The organism is Corallococcus sp. AB032C (assembly GCF_003668935.1).
Classification (GTDB): Bacteria; Myxococcota; Myxococcia; order Myxococcales; family Myxococcaceae; genus Corallococcus; species Corallococcus exiguus.
This window is the reverse complement of record NZ_RAWP01000095.1, coordinates 1-24,855: the sequence shown is the minus strand read 5'-3', so window position 1 is coordinate 24,855 and position 24,855 is coordinate 1. Positions and strand designations below refer to the sequence as shown.

The 24,855-nt window shown below is 69.2% G+C and carries 21 protein-coding genes; 1 reads left to right on the top strand and 20 read right to left on the bottom strand.

Annotation, left to right across the window (positions count from 1 at the left end; translation table 11 throughout):
• Nucleotides 1-9: 9 nt before the first annotated feature.
• The gene (locus D7X99_RS31860) at nucleotides 10-639 is read left to right on the top strand and encodes a MarC family protein (protein WP_121753388.1); all 630 of its coding nucleotides are present in this window, start codon (nucleotides 10-12) and stop codon (nucleotides 637-639) included.
• Here the strand turns inward: D7X99_RS31860 and D7X99_RS31855 are convergent.
• From D7X99_RS31855 to D7X99_RS31760, 20 genes are all read right to left on the bottom strand, one after another.
• Nucleotides 632-1,102, bottom strand: a complete 471-nt coding sequence (locus tag D7X99_RS31855) for a hypothetical protein (protein ID WP_120576365.1) — start codon at nucleotides 1,100-1,102, stop codon at nucleotides 632-634. The genes D7X99_RS31860 and D7X99_RS31855 overlap by 8 nt on opposite strands.
• A gap of 8 nt (nucleotides 1,103-1,110) precedes the next feature.
• Complete coding sequence (locus D7X99_RS31850; protein ID WP_121781042.1) at nucleotides 1,111-2,136, bottom strand: OmpA family protein; 1,026 nt, start codon at nucleotides 2,134-2,136, stop codon at nucleotides 1,111-1,113.
• A 74-nt stretch (nucleotides 2,137-2,210) separates the two neighbouring features.
• Nucleotides 2,211-3,014 carry an LpxI family protein gene (locus D7X99_RS31845; RefSeq protein WP_120595180.1) on the bottom strand — a complete coding sequence of 268 codons (804 nt, stop codon included), beginning with the start codon at nucleotides 3,012-3,014 and terminating at the stop codon, nucleotides 2,211-2,213.
• A 30-nt stretch (nucleotides 3,015-3,044) separates the two neighbouring features.
• On the bottom strand, nucleotides 3,045-3,821 hold the full coding sequence (gene lpxA, locus D7X99_RS31840) for an acyl-ACP--UDP-N-acetylglucosamine O-acyltransferase (RefSeq protein WP_121781041.1): 777 nt from the start codon (nucleotides 3,819-3,821) through the stop codon (nucleotides 3,045-3,047).
• A 34-nt stretch (nucleotides 3,822-3,855) separates the two neighbouring features.
• Complete coding sequence (fabZ, locus tag D7X99_RS31835) at nucleotides 3,856-4,326, bottom strand: 3-hydroxyacyl-ACP dehydratase FabZ (RefSeq protein WP_206797923.1); 471 nt, start codon at nucleotides 4,324-4,326, stop codon at nucleotides 3,856-3,858.
• Nucleotides 4,323-5,387, bottom strand: coding sequence for a UDP-3-O-(3-hydroxymyristoyl)glucosamine N-acyltransferase (lpxD, locus tag D7X99_RS31830; protein ID WP_120595198.1), 1,065 nt, complete (start codon nucleotides 5,385-5,387; stop codon nucleotides 4,323-4,325). Before lpxD ends, fabZ begins: the two co-directional genes overlap by 4 nt.
• A 15-nt stretch (nucleotides 5,388-5,402) precedes the next feature.
• Complete coding sequence (locus tag D7X99_RS31825; protein WP_014395493.1) at nucleotides 5,403-5,969, bottom strand: OmpH family outer membrane protein; 567 nt, start codon at nucleotides 5,967-5,969, stop codon at nucleotides 5,403-5,405.
• Between the two features lie 119 nt (nucleotides 5,970-6,088).
• Nucleotides 6,089-8,560, bottom strand: a complete 2,472-nt coding sequence (gene bamA, locus D7X99_RS31820) for an outer membrane protein assembly factor BamA (RefSeq protein WP_233613876.1) — start codon at nucleotides 8,558-8,560, stop codon at nucleotides 6,089-6,091.
• A gap of 76 nt (nucleotides 8,561-8,636) precedes the next feature.
• A complete protein-coding gene (locus D7X99_RS31815) occupies nucleotides 8,637-9,311 on the bottom strand; it encodes an ABC transporter ATP-binding protein (protein ID WP_121781039.1) in 675 nt (224 codons plus the stop codon).
• Between the two features lie 2 nt (nucleotides 9,312-9,313).
• Nucleotides 9,314-11,683, bottom strand: a complete 2,370-nt coding sequence (locus tag D7X99_RS31810; RefSeq protein ID WP_121781038.1) for an ABC transporter permease — start codon at nucleotides 11,681-11,683, stop codon at nucleotides 9,314-9,316.
• A 12-nt stretch (nucleotides 11,684-11,695) separates the two neighbouring features.
• Entirely contained in the window at nucleotides 11,696-13,255 is a 1,560-nt protein-coding gene (lysS, locus tag D7X99_RS31805) for a lysine--tRNA ligase (protein WP_121781037.1), read from the bottom strand.
• 89 nt (nucleotides 13,256-13,344) lie between these two features.
• Nucleotides 13,345-13,725: an anti-sigma factor gene (locus tag D7X99_RS31800; RefSeq protein ID WP_120576357.1), complete on the bottom strand. Its 381-nt coding sequence runs from the start codon at nucleotides 13,723-13,725 to the stop codon at nucleotides 13,345-13,347.
• Entirely contained in the window at nucleotides 13,722-14,354 is a 633-nt protein-coding gene (locus tag D7X99_RS31795; RefSeq protein ID WP_121781036.1) for an RNA polymerase sigma factor, read from the bottom strand. Before D7X99_RS31795 ends, D7X99_RS31800 begins: the two co-directional genes overlap by 4 nt.
• A 156-nt stretch (nucleotides 14,355-14,510) precedes the next feature.
• Nucleotides 14,511-15,633, bottom strand: a protein-coding gene (gene prfB, locus D7X99_RS31790) for a peptide chain release factor 2 (RefSeq protein ID WP_233601800.1) whose coding sequence is annotated in 2 segments (ribosomal slippage) — nucleotides 14,511-15,563 and nucleotides 15,565-15,633 — 1,122 coding nt in all. Because the reading frame shifts where the segments join, the coding sequence is not laid out codon by codon here.
• A 50-nt stretch (nucleotides 15,634-15,683) separates the two neighbouring features.
• Nucleotides 15,684-17,006, bottom strand: coding sequence for a DUF4105 domain-containing protein (locus D7X99_RS31785; protein WP_121781035.1), 1,323 nt, complete (start codon nucleotides 17,004-17,006; stop codon nucleotides 15,684-15,686).
• Nucleotides 17,007-17,057: 51 nt separating this feature from the next.
• Entirely contained in the window at nucleotides 17,058-17,939 is an 882-nt protein-coding gene (gene ybeY, locus D7X99_RS31780; protein WP_169827673.1) for an rRNA maturation RNase YbeY, read from the bottom strand.
• On the bottom strand, nucleotides 17,936-20,449 hold the full coding sequence (locus D7X99_RS31775; RefSeq protein WP_121781034.1) for an HDIG domain-containing metalloprotein: 2,514 nt from the start codon (nucleotides 20,447-20,449) through the stop codon (nucleotides 17,936-17,938). The genes ybeY and D7X99_RS31775 overlap by 4 nt, the downstream gene beginning before the upstream one ends.
• A 214-nt stretch (nucleotides 20,450-20,663) precedes the next feature.
• Nucleotides 20,664-21,743 carry a PhoH family protein gene (locus tag D7X99_RS31770; protein WP_121781033.1) on the bottom strand — a complete coding sequence of 360 codons (1,080 nt, stop codon included), beginning with the start codon at nucleotides 21,741-21,743 and terminating at the stop codon, nucleotides 20,664-20,666.
• Between the two features lie 96 nt (nucleotides 21,744-21,839).
• A complete protein-coding gene (locus D7X99_RS31765; RefSeq protein ID WP_121781032.1) occupies nucleotides 21,840-22,958 on the bottom strand; it encodes a DUF4388 domain-containing protein in 1,119 nt (372 codons plus the stop codon).
• A 3-nt stretch (nucleotides 22,959-22,961) separates the two neighbouring features.
• On the bottom strand, nucleotides 22,962-24,855 hold a 1,894-nt coding region (locus tag D7X99_RS31760; RefSeq protein WP_147476313.1), incomplete at its 5' end, for a tetratricopeptide repeat protein.

Here is a 24,855-nt window from a genome sequence, read left to right as displayed (position 1 = left end):
ACCATGTCGATGTCCGCGATGGTGTCCACCTTCCTCGTGTCGCTGTCCGCCATCTTCTTCGTGGTGGACCCGATTGGCGTCGTGCCGCTGTTCCTGGCGATGACGGCGGGGGACACCAAGCAGCAGATCCGCAGCACCGCCCTGCGCGCCTGTCTGGTGGCGTGTGGGATGATGCTGTTCTTCGCCGTCTTCGGCCGCGTCATCTTCCAGGTGTTCGCCGTGTCGCTGGGCGCCTTCCGCGTGGCGGGCGGCATCCTGCTGCTGATTACGTCCCTGGACATGCTGCGCGCCCGTCCGTCCTCCACGCGCACCAGCCCCACGGAAGAAGAAGAAGGCGTGGTGAAGGAGGACGTGGCCATCGTCCCGCTGGCCATTCCGCTGCTCGCGGGGCCGGGCGCCATCGCCACCGCCATGGTGCTGATGGCGCGCTCCGGGACGTCCTTCGTCTCCGCGCTGCCGGTGGTCGCGGCGGTGGTGCTGACCTTCACCGTGACCTACTTCATCCTCAACGCGTCCAGCCTGGTGCAGCGGGTGCTGCGTCAGTCCGGCGTCGCCATCCTGGAGCGCGTGTCAGGCCTCATCCTGGCCGCCATCGCGGTGCAGTTCATCGCGGACGGGGCGAAGGACCTGCTCAAATAGCGTCCGCGCCCGCCACCCACACGGCGCCGTCCTTGCGCACGGTGCCCTGGGGACGGCCGTCCATGGTGAGGCGGTCCGGGCTGGAGCGCTGCGCGTCGTACGCGTAGCCGCCCTGGACCTCCTGCAGGTACACCACCACGGCGTCCACCACGTTCTCCTGCACGACCTTGAACGATTCGTTCGCGCACTGGGTGTCGCCGGTGAAGAAGCGCTCCAGCGTGGCCTCCTCCGGGTGGCGCACGTAGACGACCACGGGGGCCCTCTCCTCCTTGCCCTCGGCGACGAACTTCTGGATGGCCTTCGCGGGCGCGGGCTGGCGCATCAGCGCCTGGAGGAGCGTGCACTTCTCGTCCTCGGCCTGCACGCGCTGCTCCAGGGGCACGGAGTGCGCGCAGCCCACCGTCCCCAAGAAGCCCAGGCCCGCCACGGCGAGCGCCCAACGGATGCGAGCAAGTTCCACCATGTGACACCTCAAGGCTTGCGCCAGCGAGGGGCGAAGGGCGCGTTCGTCAGGGACGGGTCCTCCACCGCGATGATGTATTCGGCGCGGCGGTTGCCCGCCTCCGCCGTCTCGTCCGGCGTGGGCACCGCCGGGGACTGCTCACCAAAGCCCTCGTAGAACACTGGTACCTTCAGGCCGCGTTGGCGGAAGTAGGTCGCGATGCTCTTCGCCCGCTTGAGCGAAAGCTCGCGGTTGTCGTTCGTGCTGCCCACCGTGTCGGTGTGCCCGAGCACGTACAGGCGCAGCGACGCCCAGCGGCCATACTTATTCAACGCCTCCGTGATGCTCTTGTAGCTGGCGTCCAGCTTGCCCTTCTCCGCCGAGGGAACGTCCGAGCGGCCGGAGGCGAAGGTCACCTCCTCATGCGGGATGTCCACCTGCCACGGGTAGAGGTCCACGCCCGTGTAGAAGTCGGAGGTGTCGTAGGCCCTCAGGCGGATGTGCATCACCTTGCCCTCCGCCGGCAGCCACTTCACCTCCAGGGGCGTGCCCGCGGGCGCGCCCTTGAAGTCCACGTCGCCCGCGAAGGCCGTCTTGCCGGTGTCCATCTTCACCGTCACTTCCGTCTTCGCGGCCGGGCGCGACAGCGTGAAGCGCAGCTTGCGCCCGGGCACGTCCACGTCCTCCGGGCGAACCTCCAGCTTCAGCGGGCCGTTGAGCTCCGTGTCGAACGAGAGAGGCATGGAGCCCGGCTCCGCCCCGCCCGGGAATCGCACGGTGAGCTCGCCCTCGTAGTGGAACTTCCCTTCCGGCTGCTCCAGGGCGAGGCGGCGGGTGATGCCCGGCTTGCCGCCCCCCTTGAGCTCCACCGCCTTGCCGTCGCTGCGCTTGAGCTTCACCTCGAAGCCGTCGATGGGCTCTTCGATGTGGATGACCAGCGTGGGCACGCCTTCACCCAGCGCCGCCTTGCTCTCCAGCGATACCCGGATGGCCTCCGCGGAGGCGGGGAGCGGCAGGCCCAGCAGGGCCAAGAGAGGTAGGAGTCGAACGGACATGCGGCGTCAACCTCGGCGTCGCGGGGGAGGTGGGGAGGCAACTCCAGCCCGGGGGAACGGATTCCCGCGGAAGCCTACCGCACGCCCACCAGGGTGATGCCTCGCGCGGTGGCCCCCGCGAAGAGGGCAGGTGCGTCCAACAGCACCGTGCGCCCTACCTCCAGCGCCAGCACCCGGGCGCCCACCTCCGCCATGACCTCCAGCGTGCGGGGCCCCACGGCGGGCAAGTCGAAGCGCAGGTCCTGCTCCGGCTTGCAGCGCTTCACCACCACCGCGCCCGGGCCGCCCAGCTTCGCGCCCCGGCGGATGGTCTCGTCGGTGCCCTCCACGGCCTCCAGCGCGAGCACGTGGCCGTCACGCACCACCACCGTCTGGCCCACGTCCGCCTGCCCCAGGAGCACCGCCACCTCGCGGCCCAGGGCCACGTCCTTCTCCTGCGCGGGCTTGAGCGTGGGGCCCGCCAGGTGCCCTTCGGGGCACAGCACCTCGCCCAGGAAGTCCGTGGGCGCGATGATGGTGATGCCCTGGGATTCGAAGTCCGCGGCCACGGCGCGCAGGAGCGCGTCGTCCCGGAAGCTGCGCAGGCGGGAGATGATGCGCACCGCGCCCAGGTCCAGCCGGGCCTCCGTGAGCGCGCGCACGCGGCCGATTCCGCCCGCCATGGCCGCCCGGGTGACGCCCGCCTGGCGGAAGACCTTCTGGATGCGGCCCACCTGCCCAACGCGCACCCAGGCGAAGTGGCCGACCTCCTGCTCCAGCGCCGGGTCCGTCTCTCCCCGGTGCGCGGCCACCACCACCTCCAGGCCGCGCGCACGGGCGGCCCGCGCGAAGAGGAAGGGAAGCTGGCCGTTACCGGCGATGAGCCCGATGCGCTCCACCCACTCCCCTCCGTTCCCTCGTGAAGAGGCCTAGCGCGTGACGCCGCGCTTGCTCGTCTCCACGAACCGCACCAGGTGCTCCACTTCCGGGTGGCTGGAGAGCTCTCCGCGAAGCTGCGCGAGCGCCTCCTGGAGCCCCAGCTTGGAGCGGAAGAGGATGCGGTAGGTCTCCTTCACGCGGCCAATCTGCTCCTCGGTGAAGCCGCCGCGCTCCAGGCCCACGGTGTTGAGGCCCACCAGCGTGGCCCGGTCCCCCTGCACGGTGCAGTACGGGGGCACGTCCATGGTGACCATGGAGCCGCCGGAGATGAACGCGTAGCGCCCCAGCCGGGTGAACTGGTGCACCGCGACGAGGCCCGAAATCTTCACCGAGTCCTCCACCACCACGTGGCCCGCGAGCGCGGCCCCGTTGGCGAGGAGGACCTCATTGCCCACGACACAGTCGTGCGCGATGTGGCTGTTGGCGAGCAGCAGGTTGCGGTGGCCCAGGCGCGTAGCGCCGCCGCCGGCCACCGTGCCCAGGTTCACCGTGACGAACTCACGGATTTGATTCTCGTCGCCAATGACGAGCTCCGTGTCTTCACCCGCGTACTTCAGGTCCTGGGGCGCCGCGCCCACGGAACAGAACTGGAAGAGGTGGTTGCGCTCTCCCAACGTGGTGCGGCCCTCGATGACGACGTGCGGCCCGATGCGGGTGCCCGCGCCAATGACGACCTGAGGCCCGATGACCGAGAACGGCCCCACCTCCACGGTGTCGTGGAGCCGGGCTCCCGGATGGACGACCGCGGTGGGATGAACCTGCGCCATGTCCTTCTCTCCTCAGCAGCGCGAATGACGCGCCCTACGGCGCCGCGCTCTCGTCGCCCTTGGCGGCCTTGTTCTTGTCCACCACGGTGGCGAGGAACTCCCCTTCCGCCACCCTGGCGCCATCCACCGACGCCACACCCTTCGTCTTCCAGATGGCGCCCTTGTGGCGGATGACTTCAATGTCCAACTGGAGCCGGTCCCCGGGCACCACCGGCTTGCGGAAGCGCGCGTTGTCCACGCCCATCAAGTACGTGACGAGCCGCGTCGGGTCCATGGCTTCCGTCTTATACGCAAGGATGGCCGTGGCCTGGGCGAGCGCTTCCAGGATGAGCACGCCCGGCATCACCGGGTGCCCCGGGAAGTGGCCGTTGAAGAAGGGCTCGTTGATGGTGACGTTCTTGTAGGCCGTGAGCTTCTGGCCCGGCACGATTTCCACCACCCGGTCCACCAGGAGGAACGGGTAGCGGTGCGGCAGCAGCGCCTGGATCTCGCCAATGTCCATCATCCGCCCTTCTCCTTCTCCAACAGCTCCACCCTCTTGCGAAGGGCGCGCACTTCCTTGAGCAGGTCCGCCAGCTGCCCCGACGCGGCGCTGGCGCGCAGCCATTCCTTGTGGGGGATGGCGGGGCTGCCACTGACGACCTGCCCGTCCGGAACATCATGGGCGACGCCTGACTGCGCGCCCACCTTGGCCAGGTCTCCCACGCGGATGTGGCCCACCACGCCCACCTGCCCCGCGAGCACCACGCCGGTGCCCACCTCCGCCGAACCCGAAACGCCCGCCTGCGCGCAGATGAGCGACAGCGGACCCACGCGCACGTTGTGGGCGATCTGAACCAGGTTGTCGAGCTTCGTCCCCTGGCCCACCACCGTTTCACCCACCGTCGCACGGTCGATGCAGGTGCAGGCCCCAACTTCCACGTCGTCCTCGATGCGGACGATGCCCACCTGGGGAATCTTGAAGTGGCGGGGGCCGTCCTCGCCCTCCGCGTCGAACGCGAAGCCGAAGCCGTCCGCGCCCACCACCGACGAGGCGTGGAGGATGACGCGCGAGCCCACCACGCAGTTTTCGCGCACCGTGGCGTGCGGGTAGAGCACGCAGTCGTCGCCGACGCGCGCGCCTTCACCCACGTAGGCGCCGGAGTGCAGCACCGTGCGGGCGCCGACGTGGGCGCCCTTCTCCACCACCGCCCCGGCCTTCACCGTGGCCTCCGGGTGCACCGTGGCCTCCGGGTGCACGTGGGCCGCCGGGTGGATGCCCGCGGCGGGCCGCGTGGCCGGGTGGAACAGGGCGAGGAGCTTCGCGTAGGCCAGGTGCGGGTTGGGCACCCGCACCAGGGCCACGCCGTCGCGAGCGGTGGCATCCATCCCCACCAGCACCGCCGAGGCGCGGGTGGCCTCGAACTGCTTGCGGTAGCGGGGGTTGCCGTAGAACGACACCTCTCCCGGGACTGCCTCCTCCAGGCCGTTCAGGCCATGGACGAGCAGTCCGGGGTCGCCGAGGAGCTCACCCCGGACGTGGGTGGCGATGTCCCCCAGCCGGTGCGCGTTGGATGCGGATGGCACGGGGGTGTCCAACGCCTACTTCTTGACCGGGGCGTCCTTGGCCGCCGGCGCGGGCTTCTTGGAGGCGCTGTTGTTGTAGCTGCGCACGACCTCGTTGGAGATGTCGTACTGGGACAGCGCGAAGACGATGCCGGAGTCGCGCTTGTCCAGCACCATGCCCAGGCCGTCCCGCTCCGCGATGGACGCGATGACCTGGTCGATGCGGTTGACGATGGGCTCCATCTCCTGGCGCTCCTTGTTGGCGGCCTCGGCGCGGCTGCGCTCGTACTTCTGCGCCAGCTCCATCACCTTCTTCTGGAGCTCGGTGGCCTTCTGGGTGCGCGTGGCCTCGCTCATGGCGCTGGCCTGCTTGTCCAGGGTGTCCTTCTCCTTGCGGAGCGTCTCCTGCTCCTTGTCGATCTCCTTCTGGCGGTCCTCCAGCCACTTCTGGAGACGGGCCTTGGCGGCCTTGCCGTCATCCACCTCCAGCAGCACGCGCTGCAGGTCGACGTAGGCCACCTTGAGCTCGGCGGCCGAAGCGGCAACCGGGAGGGCGAGCGACAGGACAGCGGCGGCGGCCGCCAGGGTGCTTCGAAGCGACATGGGTCAAGGCTCCTCGGAAAGGGTGCTGCAGGCTCCGACGTCCGCCATCCCGGCCTGTTCACTTCCGCCCGGGTGGGGCGGAGGAGGACGTACCGGGAAGGACTTGGGGTCAATGCCTATCAGAAGAAGTTACCGATCGTGAACTCGAACAGGATGGAGTCGTCTGACGGCCGCTTGGTCAGCGGGATTCCCCACTCGAAGCGCAGGGGCCCGATGGGCGAGAACCAGCGGAAGCCGAAGCCCGCCGCGTGGAAGAGGCCCAGGGGCAGCTTGTCCTGCCGGTCCTCGAAGAACTTCTCGTTTGAGCCGAAGGCATTGCCGGCGTCGTAGAAGAGCACGCCGCGCAGGCCGGCCTTCTCGAAGATGGGGAACTCCAGCTCGAAGTTGAAGATGAGCTGCTTGTTGCCGCCCACCCGGAACTCGGTGACGTTGGCGTCCGGGTTGTCCGCGCGCGGCACCAGCAGCGTGGGGCTGATGCTGCGCAGGTAGTAGCCACGGATCGTGTTGATGCCGCCCACGTAGTAGAGCTCGCTGATGGGCAGCGGCTTGCTGGAGTCCAGCTGCTGCACGTAGCCCATCGTGGCGTTCGTCTTGAAGACGAAGCCCAGCGGCAGGGGGAAGTACAGGCGCGAGTAGGCGGTATAGCGGTTGAAGAGGAACGTGCCGCCCAGGAACGAGGGCGCCGTCTCCACCGAGCCGTAGTGGATGAAGCCGCGCGACGGGAAGAGGCGGTTGTCTCGCCGGTCGAAGGACACGGACAGGCGCAGCGCGCTGGTGACGCCGGACTGGAACTGATTGGCGAGCAGCACCGCGCCAATGCCCTGCCCCGCCTGCACGTCCACGTACTCACGCGAGTAGCCGACCGTGGCGAGCACGTCGTCCACCAGCTGGCGGCCCAGGGAGATGGTGCCGCCCGTGGAGTTGCGGATGAAGCCTTCGTAGTCCGCCTGCACGCGGAAGAACTCCGCGGACAGCAGGTAGTTCGTGTCCAGGAAGTACGGGTCGTAGAACGACAACTGCACCAGGGAGCGCAGGCCCGAGATCTGGGCGGACGCGGACACGCTCTGGCCCCAGCCGAGGAAGTTGTTCTGCGACACCTGGGCCGTGAAGATGAAGTTCTCCACGTTGGAGAAGCCCAGGCCCACCTGGAACGTGCCGGTGGCCTTCTCCTTCACCTCCACCTGCAACACGATGGCGTTGTCGGTGCTGCCCGGGTGCTGGGTGATTTCGACGGTCTCGAAGAAGCCCAGGGCGGTGACGCGCTCGCGGCTGCGCTTCACGCCGGTGCCGTTGTAGAGCTCGCCTTCGTAGACGCGCAGCTCGCGGCGGATGACCTTGTCGCGCGTCTTCGTGTTGCCGACGACGTCGATGCGCTCGATGTTGACGAGCGGGCCCTTCTGGATGTCGAAGGTGAGGTCCACCGTCCGGTCTTCCGCGTTCACGGAGGTGACGGGGTTGATGTTGGCGTACGCGTACCCCTTGTCGAAGTACACGTCGGAGATGGCGGAGATGTCCGTGGAGAGCTGGCCGCGGTTGAAGCGCTCCTTGGGGCGCGACTTCATCAGCCGCAGCAGCTCTTCCGGCGGGCGCTCCAGGTCGCCCGCGAAGTCGATCTTCCCGATGTCGTACGACTCACCCTCGGTGATGTGCAGGGTGATGTAGATGTCGCGCTTGTCCGCGGACAGCTGCACGGTGGGCTTGTCCACGCGCACGTTGATGAAGCCGCGGTCGTAGTAGGCGATCTGGATGACGGCGAGGTCGCGCTGGAAGGCCTCTTCGCGGTAGGTGCCCTCGCCGGTGAAGAAGGACAGGAAGCCGCCCTCCTTCGTGATCATGGTCGCCTTGAGTTCCTCCGGGGACACCTTCTCCGCGCCCTGAAGGATGATCTGCTTCACCATCACCTTCGAGTGCTCGTTGATGATGTAGACGACGGTGACCGCGGCGCCGCCTTCGACCGGCTCCAGCTTGTAGGTCACCTCCGCCAGGAAGTAGCCCTTCTCGACGTACTTCTCCTGGATCTTCTTCTGGGTGGCGCGCACGGCCTCGATGTCGAGGATGGTGCCGACCTTGAGATCCAGCTGCTCCTTCAGGTCCTCCGCGTTGAGCTCCTCGTTGCCCTGGAGCGCCACAGCGCGGATGGTGGGGCGCTCCGACACGCGCACCACGTACGCGATGCCGTTGGCCAGGCGCTGCGCGAGCAGCTGCACGTCCGTGAAGTAGCCCAGGGCCCAGATGGCGCGGAGGTCCTCCGCGGAGCGGGTGAGCGCGTCACCGACCTGGGTGCGCATGGCGCGGCGGACCGCCTCCGACTCCACGCGGCGGTTGCCCTCGATGCGGATCTCCACCACGCGATCCGAGGGGGAGACGTTGGTGTCCTCGTCGTCTGGCGAGGTGGCCAGCGGCGCGTCCGCGCCCGAGGGAGGGCCCCCATCCGGAGGCGATACGGGCGTGGCGGCGGGAGTGGACGGGGGGAGGACGACGGGCGAACCCGCGTCCACGTCCACCTGGGCGTAGGCAGCAACGGGCCCAAACGCCCACAGGGCGACCGCCAGCAGCGGGAGCAATGACTTGCGCAGAACGGTGAGCCTCAAGTGCAGTCCGGCCAGGAAAAGGCGGGGCAATGTACGGGATGGGGGGAGGGCCCCTCAATCCAAAAGCGCGCGGCCATCAGGCCTCCGACACCTGCCCGCCGGCCAGTCTCAGACGGCGGGGCATGGAGCGAGCAAGCGTCTCGTTGTGCGTGACGACGACGGCGGTGATTCCCAGGTCCCGGTTGACGTCCCGGAGCAGCTGGTGGATGCCCTCGCCTGTCGTGGGATCCAGGTTGCCCGTGGGTTCGTCCGCGAGCAGCACCGCGGGCTTGAGCACCAGCGCGCGCGCCAGGGCCACGCGCTGGGCCTCGCCGCCGGACAGCTCTCCGGGGCGGTGGTCCACGCGGCTGCCCAGGCCCACGCGCTCCAGGAGCTCGCGGGCGTAGGCGTACGAAGGGGTGCGGTCCTTGCGCTGGATGAGCGCGGGCATGGCCACGTTCTCCAGCGCGGTGAACTCCGGCAACAGGTAGTGGCTCTGGAAGACGAAGCCGATGGTGCGGTTGCGGAACTCGGCGATCTCCGCGTCGTTCATGGAGAAGACGGACTTGCCGTCGAAGAGGACTTCACCGGCAGCGGGGGCGTCCAGCGTGCCCAGCACGTGCAGGAAGGTGCTCTTTCCCGCGCCGGACGCGCCAATCATGGAGATGAGCTCGCCGGCGTTGATGTCCAGGGACACGTCGCGCAGCACGTCAATGCGCTTGCCGTGCAGGAAATAGCTCTTGAAGACGTTGCGGATGGACAACAGCGCCATGGCTACTCCGCCTTCAGACCTTCCACCGGTTCCACGCTGCTCGCCTTGAGGGCCGGGTAGATGGACGCCAGGTAGGTGACGAGCACCGCGATGATCACCGCCAGCGCCGTCTGCACCGGTTCGATGCGCACCGGCAGCGCGGGGATGTAATAGACTTCCGGATCCAGCTTGATGCCGACCTTCTCGATGAAGAGGCACCACGCGAGTCCGGAGAACAGGCCCAGCACGCCGCCGGCCACGCCAATCTGGAGCCCTTCCGCGAGGAAGATCTTCACGATGCCGCCGTCCGGGACGCCCAGCGCCTTGAGGACGGAGATCTCCTTCCGCTTCTCCAGCACCAGCATGATGACCGTGGCGACGATGAGGCCCGCGGCGACGATGATGATGATGGACAGGATGATGCCCATCACCAGCTTCTCCAGGCGCAGCGCGGAGAAGAGGTTCTTGTTCATCTCACCCCAGTCGCGCGCGCGGTAGGGGTAGCCGCCCAGCACGCGCACCACCTGGTTGGCGATGCGGCGCGCGTCGTCGATGTCCGCCACCTTCAGTTCAATGCCGGTGGCGCCCTTCACGGCGAAGAAGTCCTGCGCTTCCTTGAGCAGGATGTAGACGAACTTGGAGTCGTACTCGTACATGCCCGAGTAGAAGACGCCCGCCACCCGGAACGCGCGGCTCTTGGGGATGGGACCGGACGGCCCCAGCTCCGTGCCCAGCGGGGACACCACGTTCACCCGGTCCCCCACCACCACGCGCAGCGAGGCCGCCAGCTCCCGGCCGATGATGATGCCCGGCAGCACCGTGGGCTTCGCGGGCTTGGAGGGCTTGCCGATGATGGGGTCCTCCTCCTCGGCGTCCTTCTTCCCTTCCGCGTCCTCCACCGCGCTGCTGGGGAGGATCTTCGCGGGCTGCTCCAGGTGGCCCAGGTCGCCGCCGGGCAGGATGTTCTGCGGCAGGTCCGTCACCGAGCCGACCGTCTTCGGGTCGATGCCCTTGATGATGACGCCGTCGACGTTGCCCTCCGAGGCGATCATCACCTGGTTGATGATGAAGGGCGTCTGGCCCACGACGCCGGGCACGCGCTTCACCTGCTGCATCACCTTGTCGTAGTCCGGCAGGTCCCCGGCGTAGCGAGACACCACCGCGTGCGCGTTGGTGCCCAGAATCTTCTGCTGGAGGTCGGCCTCGAAGCCGCTCATCACGCTGAGCACGATGATGAGCGCCATCACGCCCACGCCCACGCCGCCCACGGACAGCGCGGTCATCATCATGGTGGGCGACTGCTCGTGCAGCTTCATCCGGTGCTGCGCGGATGCGGCGGCGAGCGGATCCGCCAGGCCCAGGGACTTCACGCGCGTGCGCTCCACGGCGGCCTCCGCCCCGCGGATGATGAAGTAGACGATGAGCGGCGGGACGATGCCGAACATCAGCACCGCGAGCGCGCCCAACAGCAGCGACGGGCGGAACACCGCCACGTGCCGGCGCGCGACGAAGAGCTCGAAGCCCAGCCGCAGGTCCACCCGGCCGCTGCCCGCCGCGATGAAGCCGGTGTTGATGCCCAGCACGAGCGCCAGCACCAGCGCGGCGAAGACGAGCCAGTACGCCAGCTCCGGCCGGCCGATGAGCCCCGCGACGTACGTCACCTCGCGCAACCGGTAGCCCAGCGCCAGTTGCAGGGACGGCACGCGCTCCATCAGCGACAGGAGGATGGGCACCGGCAGGCCCAGGTAGAACACGCCGATGGTGGCTTCCGGGAACGACAGCCGCTGCGCCCGGGACGCGCCCACGAAGCCGGACGCGAACGCCACGCCCATGCTCACGAGGAACGCGATGGCGAAGGCGATGGTGGGAGGAAGGGACAGTCCCCCGCTCGCCTCGCGCGCCGCGCCGCCCAAATCCGACGGCACGCCGCTGGAGAGCACGGTCTGGAGGAGCAGCAACGCCAGCTCCGCCAGGAGGATGCCGCCACCGTAGGCGCCCAGCGTGCTCCAGTAGAAGTCCCGGTAGCGCGCCAGGCGCGGGTACAGGGGCGCACCCGCGGCGGGGCTGGGCCCCTCACCGGAGGCCGGCGCGCGGCGGATGCCGGCGGCGATGAGGCCCCAGCCGGCCAGCCAGACGAGCGTCCCGGCCACCAGCGCCTTGGGGCCGGCCACGGCCGAGGCCTTCTGGGCGCCCAGGGCGAGCGCCCCGGCGTCGAAGGACTGGACGAGCCCGCCCCACCCCACGAAGGAGAGGCCCAGGGCGCCGGCCACCTCGGCCCACGCCTCGGACTCGGAGATGGCCACCCCCAGGAGGATGGCTCCCACGAGGGCCACGAGGGAGCCAGCCCACAGGAGGGGCCAGCGATAGTCGGTCTGCCGTTCGGCGGGGTGCACGAGGCCTCGTGGCTACTTCGCCAGCGGCTTGAGGAGGGGGAAGAGAATCACGTCACGAATGCTGGCGGCGTCCGTGAACAACATGGCGACGCGATCAATCCCGATGCCTTCACCGGCCGTGGGCGGCATGCCGTGTTCGAGGGCGCGGATGTAGTCCTCGTCGTAGTCCATGGTCTCCTGCTGGCCCCGCTGCTTCGCGTCCAGCTGGGCCTGGAAGCGGCCCTTCTGGTCCAGGGGGTCGTTCAGCTCGGAGAAGGCGTTGGCGATTTCCCGGCCCGCGACGAAGAGCTCGAACCGATCCGTGATTTCCGGGTTCTGGTCGTTGCGGCGGGCGAGCGGCGAGACGGCGGTGGGATACTGGGTGATGAAGGTGGGATGGATGAGCGTGTGCTCGACGTGGGCCTCGAAGAGGGCGCCCACCAGCTCACCGTGGTTCATGGCGTCCACGGCGCGGCGCTCCGCCTCTGAATGCACCGTCTTGAGCAGCTCATGACGCAGGCGGTCCACGTCCACCATGTCCTTGTCGGACAGGCTGGGGACGGCTTCCCGGATGGCCTCCGGCATGGGGATGCGCTTCCAGCCCTTGCCGAAGTCGATGGTGTGCTCGCCGTACTTCACCTTGGAGTCGCCGGTGACGTGGCGGGAGGCCTCCGAGAGCATCTCCTCCGTGAGGTCCATCAGGTCCTCGTACGTGGCGTACGCCTGATAGAACTCCAGCATCGTGAACTCCGGGTTGTGCCGGGTGCTGATGCCCTCGTTGCGGAAGTTGCGGTTGATTTCGTAGACGCGGTCCATGCCGCCCACCACGAGCCGCTTCAGGTAGAGCTCGGGCGCGATGCGCATGAAGAGGTCGATGTCGTACGTATTGTGGTGCGTGACGAACGGCCGCGCCGCCGCGCCCGTCACCAGCGGGTGCATCATCGGGGTCTCGACCTCGACGAAGTCCCGCCCGTCGAGGAAGCTCCGGATGAACTTCACCAGCTTGCTGCGCTTCAGGAAGACCTGCTTCACGTCCGGGTTGGAGACGAGGTCCAGGTAGCGCTGGCGGTAGCGGACCTCCACGTCCGTGAGGCCGTGCCACTTCTCCGGCATGGGGCGCAGGGACTTGGTGAGCGGGATGAACTTCGTGGCCGCGATGGACAGCTCGCCCGTCTTGCTCTTGAAGACGGTGCCCTGCGCCGCGACGAAGTCACCCAGGTCGCACTGCTTGAAGACCTCATAGAGGTCCCCCAGCGCGTCCTTCTTCACGTGCACCTGGATTTCGCCGGAGCGGTCGCGCAGCTTGATGAACGCGGCCTTGCCGAACGAGCGCATGGCCACGATGCGGCCAGCGACGTCCGCCTGGGGGGCTTCCTTGTCCAGGTCCTCGGCGGTCTTCTGGCCGTGGTCGTCGTGGAGCCGCTGCGCCACGTCCTTGGGCGCGTAGCCGTTGCCGTAGGGGTTGAAGCCGGCCTCGCGCCACTTCGCGGCCTTGTCCAACCGCTGCTGGTAGATCTCCTGCTCCTTGGAGCTGGAGTCCACCGCTTCGCCGCTCTTCTCACCTGGGGGGGTCTTGTTCTCGGTGTCGGCCATGACGCGCTCGTGTGAAAGGCGCGGCACCGTAGCCAAGCCTCCCCCGGTACGCAACGCATCCCAGGGGGTAGCGGCCCCGGAAATGACCGTCAGGAAGACATCAAGAGAAATGCGCCCACCGCCGCGGCCAGCAGCAGCGGGATGAGGATTTCCACCGGGAAGCGGTGCTGGGCATGCGCCAGGTGCAGGCCTTTCAGGCCGAAGCGGCGCTGGCGGCGCACGCGAGCGGCCACGAGCGACGCGAGCGCGGGCGGGGCCTTTTCCCGCTCCACCGTGCGCACCCGCTCCACCGTGCGGGCGTACCGGTCCCACCCCTGGCGGCACTCCTCACAGCCGTCCAGGTGGCTGCGTACCGCCTGCTCCTGGGGGGCAGGCAGCTGTTCGTCGGCGAGCGCCAGGAACAGCGCCTTCGCCTCCCGGTGATCCAATCGAGGTTCCACGTCCGTTGACCTCCACCCGCCGCCGCTCATGGTTCGAAGCGCCCCAGCAGGTCCGCCAGCTTCTCGCGTGCCCGGTGGAGCCGGCTCTTCACGGTTCCCTCGGGCAGCTCGGTGATGTCGACAATCTCGTCGTAGCTCAGGCCCTCGATGTCTCGCAGCGCCACCAGCATGCGCGCATCGGGGTCCAGTTGGGAAATGGCCCGCTGCACCCGGGCCCGCTCACGCGCCGCGTCCAGGGCGGCGTCCGGCTGCGGCGGGGCGCCCCCACCCTCCGCGATGGCGGCGGCGCTCACCTCGTCGAAGACCTCCGAGCGGCCCCGCCCCCGGCGCTGCAGGTACTTCAGCCGGTTGAGGCAGTGGTTCTTGGAGATGCGGAACAGCCACGTGGACAGGCGCGCGTCCTCGCGGAAGCGCCGGACGTTCTGGTGCACGCTGACGAAAATCTCCTGCACCAGGTCGTGGGCCTCCTCGCGGTCACCCACCATGCGGAAGCAGAAGTCGTAGAGGCGGTCCTGGTGCTGGTGCACCAGCGACTCGAAGGCCTCCGGGTCGCCGCGCCGCAGCCGGACGAGCAGCGCCTGTTCCTCGCGGCGCGGGTCGGCCTGGGCCTCGGGGGCCAGGGCCTGCTGTCCGACGTCGAGCACTCCGCCCGGTGACACCCGCGCCTCCCCGTGTAGGGCCTACTCCATCCTACCGCACCACCCTGCCCCGCCCCCTGACACCGGCCCCGGAAAAAAGGTTCCCGGACATGGAAAACCCCTCCCGGACTCAAGGCCCGGGAGGGGTGGGATGCATCCGGACAGGGCGCCCTGTCCTTAGTCCGCGGCGGCGTTGCGGTTGGGGTTCTTCACGCCCAGCAGCTGTGCGGTGACGAACTCCTCCAGGTCACCGTCCAGCACCTTGTCCACGTTGCCCGTCTCCACGCCGGTGCGCAGGTCCTTGACCATGCGGTACGGCGCCAGCACGTAGCTGCGGATCTGAGAGCCGAAGGAGATGTCCTTCTTGGCCGCCTCGGCCGCGTCGCGCTCGGCATCGCGCTTCTTCATCTCCAGCTCGTACAGGCGGCCGCGCAGAATCTGGAAGGCCATGTCCTTGTTGGCCGACTGCGAGCGCTCCGTCTGACAGGTGATCATGATGCCCGTGGGCAGGTGCCGCAGCTGCGCCGTGGACGACGTCTTGTTGACCTTCTGGCCACCCGCGCCACTGCCGCGGATGAACTTCAACTCGTAGTCCTTCTCCGGCAGGTCAATCTGGATGCTGTCGTCGACCTCCGGGTACACGTCCACGGACGCGAAGGCCGTCTGCCGGCGCGCGTTGGCGTCGAAGGGGCTGATGCGCACCAGCCGGTGTACGCCCACTTCCGCCTTGAGGTAGCCGTAGGCGTTCTCGCCCTCGATGCGCAGGGAGACGTTCTTGAAGCCCGCCTCTTCGCCCGGCAACGCGTCGCTGATCTCGACCTTCCAGCCCTTCGTCTCACCGTAGCGCGTGTACATGCGCAGGAGCATGGCGGCCCAGTCCATGGAGTCCGTGCCGCCCGCGCCCGGGTTGATGTCCATGAAGCAGTTGCTGCGGTCCTGCGGCCCGGAGAGCATCCGCGCCAGCTCCAGCTTCGCGACCTCGCCCTCCAGCGACGCGAGCGTGCCTTCCGCCTCCTGCGCGCTCGCCTCGTCGTTCATCTCCGCCGCCAGCTCCAGCAGCGTCTGCGCGTCGTCCAGCCCACGCATCGTCTTGTCGAAGGCGCCCACGCTGGCCTCCAGCGTGGACTTCTCCTTCAGCAGGCCCTGCGCCCTGGTGTTGTCGTTCCAGAAGTCGGGCTGCGTGGAGTCACGCTCGATCAGCGCAATGCGGGACCGCTTGCGGTCGAGGTCAAAGATGCCCCCGGAGCGCGTTGAGGCGCTCCTTCAGGGCGTGGATCGTCTCCATCGAATCGTTCGCCATGGTGTTCGTCGTCTCCTTCGTTGCGAAACAGTTGGGAAAGCCGGGGTGTTTCAGGAGGCCTTGAGCGAGGAGGCCTGCGCATCCTGACGGGGCGGCGTGCGCGCCGTTCCTGGCACGAGCGCCCGGAGCCGGTCCAGCCAGAACGCGCCGGCCATGCCCAGGGAGATGGGCAGGATGAGCGCGATGGCGCGCCAGTTGTCCTGGTCGGACCAGGGCAGCACCTTGAGCACCAATCCCAGCGCGCCCGTGGCCACCAGCAGGCCCCACACCCACTTGAGCCGCGCCCGCGCCTTCGCGCTGTTCCAGGTGAGGCGCAGGCCGTACGGCACGGCCAGGAGCGTCAGCGGGTTCGCGAGGAAGAGGTTCTCGTTGTGGTGCGTGACGACGTGGTTCGTGCCCACCCACATGATGACGAGCGCCAGCCCGGGGATGCCCAGCACCAGGCCCACCACCACGTTCTCCAGGCCCAGGAGGATGCGCGCCGCGCGACTGCCCTTCTTCTCCCAAGCGGCCAGGCCCAGCGCGGCGCCGCCCAGGAGCACGCCCAGCGCGAGGATCCACGGACCGAAGTTCGGGGGCTGCGCGGGGGGCCGCGGGCGCGTGGGCGACGCGTAGAAATCCCACTGCTTCTCCACCAGCGACACCGGCTGCCCGTCCGGGCCCGGCACCTTCAGCTCCGCCACCTGCTGCTCCAGCTCGTCCGGGAGGAAGGCCTCCTCGCGGCGGGTGATGGGCTTGTCGATGGAGTCATTCATCATGAAGTCGAGCAGGAAGCTCACGGGCGGGCTCACCGACGTGTAGCGCCGCGTGTGCTCGCGCAGCGTCATGCGGGCCGGGGCCTTCTCCGCTTCGGACAGCCGGCCACCCACGGCCACGTCGATCATGTCGCGCAGCCGCGTCACGCAGTTGTCGCTGTAGTGCTCGTAGAGGTAGTCGCGGTTCTCCGGCAGCACGTTGTCCGCCAGCTTCTTCGCCACCGTCACGCGCTGCTCCGGCGTGAGGTTGAGCTCCTGCACGCGCACGTCGCGCCCCAGCGACTTGTAGAAGCGGAAGGTGCCGTTGACGCTCGACTCACCGACCCAGAACTCCAGGCGGCCCTTGGCGAAGTGCACCACCGTCTGGTCGTCGAACGAGTACATCCCGTAGTTGTAGAGCCGCTGCATGTTGCGGGCGCGGTCCTCCACCACCAGCGAGCCGTGGCCCCACCACGAGAAGACGTCGTCGCCAGGGCTGAAGGTCACCAGCCAGATGGACAGGTCCTCGCCCCGGCTCTCGCCCGTGCCCCACGGCGGCACCGACGCGGCGCGCGCGGGGGACGCGGACAGCAGGAGACCCAACAGGCTTGCGACGATGAGAGACGACAGGCGGGGCATCGTTCCATCCAACACGAGGCACGAGGGGCCGCAAGCCCCCCGGCGGGGATTTCAGATGAGCTTCGCGCGGCGGGCGCGCGAGTCGATGGTCAGCGAGTCCGCCACCATGCCCCGCTCACCCAGGAGCTGCTCCTCCAGGGCCGCCATGCGCTTCGCGTCGCGAGGCTTCTCATGGTCATGCCCCAGCAGGTGCAGGAGGCCATGCGCCAGGTAGCGGCCCATCTCCGACTCCAGCGTGCGGCCGTACTCCTTCGCCTGCCGCTTCGCCGTATCCAGGGAGATGACCACGTCGCCCAGCGGGCGCGGGCCCGGGGTGCCCTTGGGCAGGTCGCCCGCGGGGAAGGACAGCACGTCCGTGGCCTTGTCCTTCTGGCGCCAGGTGCGGTTGAGCCGGCGGATGGCCCGGTCCCCCACGAGCGACAGCGACAGCTCACAGTCGGTGAGGCCCAGGCGCTTCAGGTAGTCGCGGGACCAGGTGGTGAGCAGGCGCTCGTAGTCCGCGCCCTGGCCGTGCGCCACCTGCACCGTCACGTGGTTTTCCGCGGCCTTCGCCTTGGGCGCCGGCTTCTCCATGTGCGCCAGCTCCACGCGGAACGCCGGGGCGCAGATGGACCAGTAGTCACACGCGCCCTGCGAGTCGTTGCGGTACACCACGCGCTTGCCGCGCGGCACCAGGCCCACCTCGCCCGCGCCAATGCGCTCGCGCTTGCCGTCCACCACCAGGGTGAGCTCGCCCGTGAGGACGAGCACCACCTCGTCGAACTCCGGCTTCTGCGCGGGTTCGCTCCAGCCCGGAGGCGCCCGCATGCGCGCCACGGACGCGGACTCCGTCTGCGTGCTGGCCACGCCAACGAACTCCTCGATGCGCTTGCCGTCGTCGCGCGGAATCACCTTGCCCTTGCGCAGCTTCACGCCCTCCACCTTGCGGCTCATGACATGCCCGCCGTTCGCACCTTCGTGTCCTTCGCTTCCGTCTTGGCGGGGGCGGGCGCCATCATCAGCGGCGCGCCTCCGCCCTTGCCCCCACCCATCGCGCCCGCCGGGTAGACGGGGCGCGTGTGGTAGATGCCTTCCAGCGTGTGCAGGAAGGACTGGGCGATGAGGTTCAGGTCCTTGAGCGTCAGGTCGCACTCGTCGAGCTGGCCCTCGGAGAAGATGATGTTGATGATCTTCTGCACCTGCGCCTGGAGCTTCGCGCTGGTGGGGTCCGGCATGGAGCGCGTGGAGGCCTCCACCGCGTCGGCGATCATCACCAGCGCCGCCTCGCGGAACTGCGGCTTGGGGCCCGGGTAGCGGTAGATGCTCTCGTCGATGGGGGGCGCGCCTTCCTTGCCCTCCTGCTCCTTCATGGCCTTGTGGAAGAAGAAGCCCACCGTGCGCGTGCCGTGGTGCTGCGGAATCGCGTCCGCCACCAGCTTGGGCAGGCGGTACTGCCGGGCCATCTCCAGGCCCTCCGTCACGTGGCGCTTGATGATGACCGCGCTCATCGCGGGCGCCAGCCCGTCATGCCGGTTCTCCCCCTTCTGGTTCTCCCCGAAGTAGAGCGGGTTCCGGCCCTTTCCGATGTCGTGGTAGTACGCGCACGAGCGCGCCAGCAGCGGGTTCGCGCCAATCGTCTCCGCCGCGTTCTCCACCAGCGTGCCGATGATGATGGAGTGGTGGTACGTGCCGGGCGCCTGGACGATGAGCTCCTTGAGCGCCGGGTGGTTCAGGTTCGCCAGCTCCAAGAGCTTGATGTCCGACGCGTAGCCGAACGTGGCCTCGATGAGCGGCGTCAGCGCCATCACCATGACCGGGACGGCGAGCGCGGTGCCGAAGAACGCGCACACCGCGGTGAGCAGCGTGTCCCCGGCCAGGCCCTTGCCCTCCACGAGGAACAGGAAGATCACCGCGATGAGGTTGGCGATGCCGGTGACGAGGCCCGCGCGGAAGATGCCCACGCGGTCCTTCGCCTTGACGATGCGGTCCGCCGCCACCAGCGAGCCCACCAGCGTGTAGATGCCGAACGCCAGCGAGTTGCCCAGCATCACGCCCGCGAGGCACGCGAACACCATGGCGAAGAACAGCGCCAGCTCCTGCGTGAGGATGAAGCGCACCAGCATGGCGCCCGCCGCGACCGGGAAGGCGTAATAGAACGCTTCGATGGGCAGCGCCGTGTAGCGGTCCTGCACCGCGTCCGCGATGGAGACCCAGACCTGGAGCAGGCCCAACAGGCCCACCAGCAACAGGCCCAGCAACATGCCGTCCTTGCGCGTGGGGCGGAAGCGGCGGAAGGCCGCGCGGCAGAAGCCGTAGAAGGCCACCACCAGCAGGGCCACCAGGCCCGTGCCGCCCACCTGGAGCTGGAGCAGGTCCAGGCGGTCCGTCTGCGCGCGCATCCCGCGCAGCATGACGAGGTGCGTTTCGTTGACGAGCTCGCCGTCGCCGATGACGCGCTGGCCCTTCTTGATGGCGATGACGGCGTCCTTCACCGCGTCGCCCGCGAGCCGGCGGCGCAGGTCCGTCTCCGCGATGTTGATGGTCAGGCTGGGGCGCACGAGCCGCTTGGCGATTCTCAGCACCGCGCGGCGCTGCACCGCCGGGGCCTCCGGCATCACGTTGCCGGGCACGGAGGCGAACCGGTCCATCTCCTGGTGCGCCTCCCGCATGTCCACCACCTGGGCGGCGCCCGCGGGCAGCGTCTCCTCGTTCTTGTGCTGCACGTCGCGCACGGTGAGGCCCTGGGGTGCCTCACGCACCAGTTCCTCCCGCGAGCCGGCCACGTACACCTGGCTGCCGTCCGCGCGGTAGGCCCGGTCCAGCAGCACCAGGGTGGCGGTCTCCGACTCCTCCGAGAAGCCGTTGGCGACGAGCGCCTGGAAGTCCTCGGACTCCAGCCCCGCGTCCCGCTGGCCGAAGAGCTGCTCCTGGAACCGGGCCTGCATCTCCTCGCGGTCGCGGCGCTGGCGCTCCAGGGCCTCCGGCGTGAGCGGCGCGGCGCGGCGGCGTTTGGTCTGGCCGTCCTCCTGCGGGGTCTCCTCGGCGCGGGCGTCCTTCTCCTCTTCCAGGTGCTCGCGAGCGGAGGCGAAGCCCGCACGCACGGACGCGCGCAGGTTGCCCACCACCGCCGGGTTGAGGTCGTACACCGGGCGCACGGCGCTCCGGGCCTCGCGGCGGCGCTGCTCCGTCATCGACTGGTGGACGATGTCGTAGTCGCGCGCGGCCTTGAAGCCGGCGGGCGAGTTGGCCCGGAAGGGCTTGCCCAGGTTCTCCGTGGTGAGCGCCGGAATCTGCTGGCTGTAGAGGCCCGGGGAGATGACGAAGCCCGCCCCCACCGAGACGACGAGCAGCAACAAGGCCTGCACGATGCGCCGACCCCACTCCCCACGCCGCCCGAGCCCCAGGCGCACCGCGAGCGCGTCCAGCGGACTGGGCCCGGGGGTTGGTGATTCAGGATCGGCCATGGGGGAACTCCTCACCCTGCGAAGACGTCAGGCTCCCTAGAAGGAAGCAGCGACGGGGAAAATTCGTGAGGGTGGGACAGCCGCCGCCCGGACGCCAGTTCGCTCTGCGATATTTGCAGGTAAGCCAACAGGCAGCAGTGTGGGCCACCCAGCGACTCCACCCCCGTCCCGGCGCAAGGCTGGGAGCGGGGGTGGCGGGTGCGGCGTCACGACGTCAGGACTCCGTGCGTTCCAACGCGGGGGCAGCGCCTTCGGAGGCCGAGGCAGCCTCGCGGGCCGCCGGGGCGGCCTTCTGGGCGGCCTCGGAGCGCTCGTAGGCGCGGATGACCTCCTGCACGAGCGGGTGGCGCACGACGTCCACGTCGGAGAACTCCGAGAAGTGGATGCCGTCGATGTTCTTCAGCACGGAGCGCGCGTGGTTCAGGCCGGACAGCTTGCCCGTGGGCAGGTCCACCTGCGTCACGTCGCCGGTGATGACCGCCTTGCTGTTGTAGCCCAGGCGGGTGAGGAACATCTTCATCTGCTCCACGGTGGTGTTCTGCGCCTCGTCGAGGATGACGAAGGCGTCGTTGAGGGTGCGGCCGCGCATGAACGCGAGCGGCGCGACCTCCACCACTCCCTGCTCCACCAGGGACTGGGCGCGCTCCACGGCCATCATGTCGTGCAGCGCGTCGTAGAGCGGGCGCAGGTACGGGTTCACCTTCTCCGCCAGGTCGCCGGGGAGGAAGCCGAGCTTCTCACCGGCCTCCACGGCGGGGCGCGCCAGGATGATGCGCTTGACCTTGCGCTCCTGGAGGAAGGCGACCGCCATGGCCATGGCGAGGTACGTCTTGCCAGTGCCGGCGGGGCCCACGCCGAAGACGATGTCGTGGTTGCGGATGGCGTCCACGTAGCGCTTCTGCGCGATGCTCTTGGGGGCGATCTGCCGGTTGCCGGAGCTCTTGAGGACAGTGCCGAGCATCACCTCCTGCAACGACTCCGTGCCGCGGCCCAGGACCTTGATGGCCTGCTCCACGTCCTCGCGGTAGACGGGGCGTCCGGCGCGGATCATCCCCTCCAGGTTCTCCACGAGGCGCACCGCGAAGGCGACCGCGTCCGCGGGTCCCGACAGGAGCAGCTCCGTACCGCGCTGCCCCACCCGGACCCCCAGGCGCCGCTCCATCAGCTTGAGGTTTTCGTTCTGATTTCCGCAAAGGGCCAGGGTCGTCTCGTTGTCACGGACGTCCACCTTGGCGGAGGTGGGAGTGGTTTCAGCGCGGGCTGCGGGCACTTCCAGCGTGGCGGGATTTCGCAATGCGCGTCATTCCTCGTTCAGTGATCGCTTGCCCTCAATTTAACGCCGCCCCTCCCCCCACGCCCGCCATCTCTCGACGGCGAGCCTGCCCGCGGGCTAGCGCACGGGCGGTAGGAGGATGAACTGCCGGGCGTCCGTGCGACGGTAATAATACTCCTCCCGCCACGGGTAGCGCAGCTCCTCCGGACTCAACAATCCGGCATCCACCAGTGCATCCAACCGCTCCGGGAGGGTTCCCTTCTCCAGTTGGAACACCTCCAGCGCGGCCTCGATGCGGACGCGCTGCGCGTGGGCAATCTGACGCTGGGCGGCGGGATCCCCCAACCGGGAGGCGCCGGGCTCGTGCCCGCTACCCCCGACCCAGCGGGACGCGATGAAGGCCAGCCCCGCGATGACCGCCATGGTCACCGCGATGCGTCCCAGGGGGCCGGCCACCCGCGCGACGAGGCGGGTGTCCTCCGGCACGGGCGCGCGGCCTTCCGGGTCGATGGCGCGCACGTAGTCGCCCTTGACCAGGTTGTAGAGCGCCTTGCAGGTCTCGAACTCGCCCAGGCCGCTGAGGTCCACCATGCGGCGCAGGTCGCGCCCCACGGCGATCTCCTCGTAGACGTGGCGCTCCGTCGGACCGATGACGCCCAGCTCTCCGCCCTCGTCGGCGTTGGCGCGGGGCGGCGGGAGCGCCTTGACGCGCTCGAAGGTCATGTCGTCGCGGTGGATGCGCTTCCGGATGACGGGCCACTCGTCCACCATCCGGAAGCCCTCCATCAGCACCGTCTCCGCGCGCAGCGGGGTGATGCCTTCGGGGCCGGGCTCCACGGGCTCCTGGATGAACTCGTAGGTGCCCGCCTTCCAGGTGAAGAGGCGGTAGAGCGTCTCCGTCACCTGGAGCTGGGCCATGTGCTGGAAGCGCTCCGCGGTGAGGGCGTGGCTCTGCACCAGCACGTCCCCCAGCCGCTTGAGGGTGCGCTTCTGGACCTCCAGCGCGGCCACCAACTGCGTCTCCGTGATGATCTCGGCGCGCACCAGCATGGCGCCGATGAGCTCCTTGCGCTTCCGGGTGAGGCTTTCGGCCTTGATGATGTGGCCGTCCTGGAAACCGACGCGCACCTCCTGTTCCTTGTTGCGCAGGTGGAGCGTGCCCGTCTTCTGCTGCTGGCCAATCAGCTGCAGGATGTCGCCGATTCCGAAGTCCTTGAGGGTGCCTTTGAGGGCCATGGTTCAGGCCTCCCCCCGCTGGTGGCGGCGCAGGCCGCGCAGGGTCAGCAGGTAGACGAAGAAGAGGACCGTGCCCGCGGGCACGAGCTTGAGGTACAGCGGAGCGTCCCCGTACGGCGTGCGGACGAGGCCCCGGTGGAGCACCAGCGCGGCCACCGCGAAGCTGAACAGGAAGGCATAGAGGGCGCCCCGCACCGGAAGGCCCGTGCCCACGTGGCCCGCGCCGGACACCAGGCTGCCCAGCGTGTACGTCACCCGCTTCGTCCAGGCCTGGTGGCGGTCCACCTCGCCCTGCTTGCGCGAGCGGAACTCCTTGGGCACCTGGCTCTTGCGCGCGTAGACGTGGACGCACTGGCCGCACATCGCGCTGCCCACGGACAGGTCCTTGTCGCAGCGGAGGCAGACGGCGTTTCCGCACCGCTCGCAGCCGCGCGACGCCTTCAAGCGCCAGGAGGCCTCTCCGAAGACGGCGACCAGGGCCGCGAGCGCCGCGGTCAGCCCCCAGCCCACCGGGCCCGCGGGCAGGATGGGCGACAGCCACCGGCCCACCTGGCCCTCCACGCGAGCGCCTTCCTGGGTGCCATCCGCCAGGTCCATCCAGTCGCGCTCAGGCACCGTCGGGGCCAGCAGCAGGAGGTTGAGCAGGGGGCGGTCCTCCGGCGGCGGATCCCGGCGCAGCAGCGAGTTGTCCAGGGTCTGCGCCTGGGCGATGGCGGAGGTGGAGCGGTCCAGCTCCTTGCCCAGCTGATCATCCGGCATGAGCCGGGCCCGTCGCCGGTACACCTGCCCCAGGTTGTAGTGCGGCGCCGCCATGGACGGATCCGCCTTGGACGCCTGCGTGTAGAGGAGCACCGCGCCGTCCACGTCGCCCAGGCCCATGAGCGCGTTGCCGAAGCGCGTGAGCATCCGCGCGTCGCCTGACTTGAGGGAGGAGGCGGCCTTGAAGTCCGCCCGCGCCTCCTCCAGCAGGCCCCGGCGCGTTTCGTACCAGGCGAGCGCGCCTAGCTCCTGGAAGCGGGCGGTGCGAGCCTCCGCGCGGGCGCGCACGCGGGCCGCCGCGCCCTCCGCGGACAGGCCCCCGCGCTCCAGGAGGTAGACGTCCTCCGCGGGCGTGCCGGCGAAGACGGTGAAGCGCGTCAGCGTCCCCGCGGCCAGCGGCATCACGCCCAGGCCCATGAGCAGCACCGCGGCCACCCAGCGCTCGGCGCGGCCCACGTACAGCGCCACCGAGGCGAAGAGCAGGAGCAGCACCGGCACCAGCCCCGCGCCCAGCACCGCGGGCAGCGACAGGAGCATCAGGCCCAGGAGTCCGGACTGCCAGCGCGTCACCGCCCGGGGGAGCAGGTGGTGGAAGTCATGCAGCGCGTAGCGGATCCGCCGCAGGAAGAGCACCGCGACCACCGCCACCGCCGTGGCCGCCCACGCCGCGAGCACCAGCGCGCCCAGGTCCGTGAGCGCGGGCCGGCGGTAGCGGGCGTCTCCGAGCAGCGTCACGAGGGCGGTCTTCCACTCGCCCAGCCCGCGCGGCACGTTCAACGGCTCCTCCACCACGTACGCCTCCGCCCGGGCGAAGCGCGCGGCGGGCAGCCCGGGCGACAGGGCCACGGCCACGTCCAGGAGCGCGAGCGCGCCCTTCAGGTCCCCGGCGCGGCGGCGGACCCCGGCCTCGCGCACGAAGCCCATGCTCAGGGGTTCCAGGTCGGAGGCGAGCACCTCCTCGCGCAGCGTGAGCAGTTCCTTCTGGGCGGCCTCCGCCGCGGCGAGATCATTGCGGGAACGGGCCGACTTCCACTTCTCCCAGGTGGCCAGCAGCTCCGCGTCCGTCACCTTCGGCGCCATCACCGGGGTGAGCACGGGACGGGACGGGACGATGACGGGCGGGGGCGCGGGTTCGGCG

Excerpts from the sequence above, each read along its gene's own strand:
- fabZ (WP_206797923.1), bottom strand. The coding sequence starts at position 4,326 with ATGATGGACATTGGCGAGATCCAGGCGCTGCTGCCGCACCGCTACCCG.
- D7X99_RS31815 (WP_121781039.1), bottom strand. The coding sequence starts at position 9,311 with ATGGCGCTGTTGTCCATCCGCAACGTCTTCAAGAGCTATTTCCTGCAC.
- lpxA (WP_121781041.1), bottom strand. The coding sequence starts at position 3,821 with ATGGCGCAGGTTCATCCCACCGCGGTCGTCCATCCGGGAGCCCGGCTC.
- ybeY (WP_169827673.1), bottom strand. The coding sequence starts at position 17,939 with ATGAGCCGCAAGGTGGAGGGCGTGAAGCTGCGCAAGGGCAAGGTGATT.
- D7X99_RS31860 (WP_121753388.1), top strand. The coding sequence starts at position 10 with ATGTCCGCGATGGTGTCCACCTTCCTCGTGTCGCTGTCCGCCATCTTC.
- D7X99_RS31785 (WP_121781035.1), bottom strand. The coding sequence starts at position 17,006 with ATGCCCCGCCTGTCGTCTCTCATCGTCGCAAGCCTGTTGGGTCTCCTG.
- D7X99_RS31825 (WP_014395493.1), bottom strand. The coding sequence starts at position 5,969 with ATGTCGCTTCGAAGCACCCTGGCGGCCGCCGCCGCTGTCCTGTCGCTC.
- D7X99_RS31800 (WP_120576357.1), bottom strand. The coding sequence starts at position 13,725 with ATGAGCGGCGGCGGGTGGAGGTCAACGGACGTGGAACCTCGATTGGAT.
- D7X99_RS31855 (WP_120576365.1), bottom strand. The coding sequence starts at position 1,102 with ATGGTGGAACTTGCTCGCATCCGTTGGGCGCTCGCCGTGGCGGGCCTG.
- D7X99_RS31850 (WP_121781042.1), bottom strand. The coding sequence starts at position 2,136 with ATGTCCGTTCGACTCCTACCTCTCTTGGCCCTGCTGGGCCTGCCGCTC.
- D7X99_RS31765 (WP_121781032.1), bottom strand. The coding sequence starts at position 22,958 with ATGGCCCTCAAAGGCACCCTCAAGGACTTCGGAATCGGCGACATCCTG.
- D7X99_RS31775 (WP_121781034.1), bottom strand. The coding sequence starts at position 20,449 with ATGGCCGATCCTGAATCACCAACCCCCGGGCCCAGTCCGCTGGACGCG.
- lysS (WP_121781037.1), bottom strand. The coding sequence starts at position 13,255 with ATGGCCGACACCGAGAACAAGACCCCCCCAGGTGAGAAGAGCGGCGAA.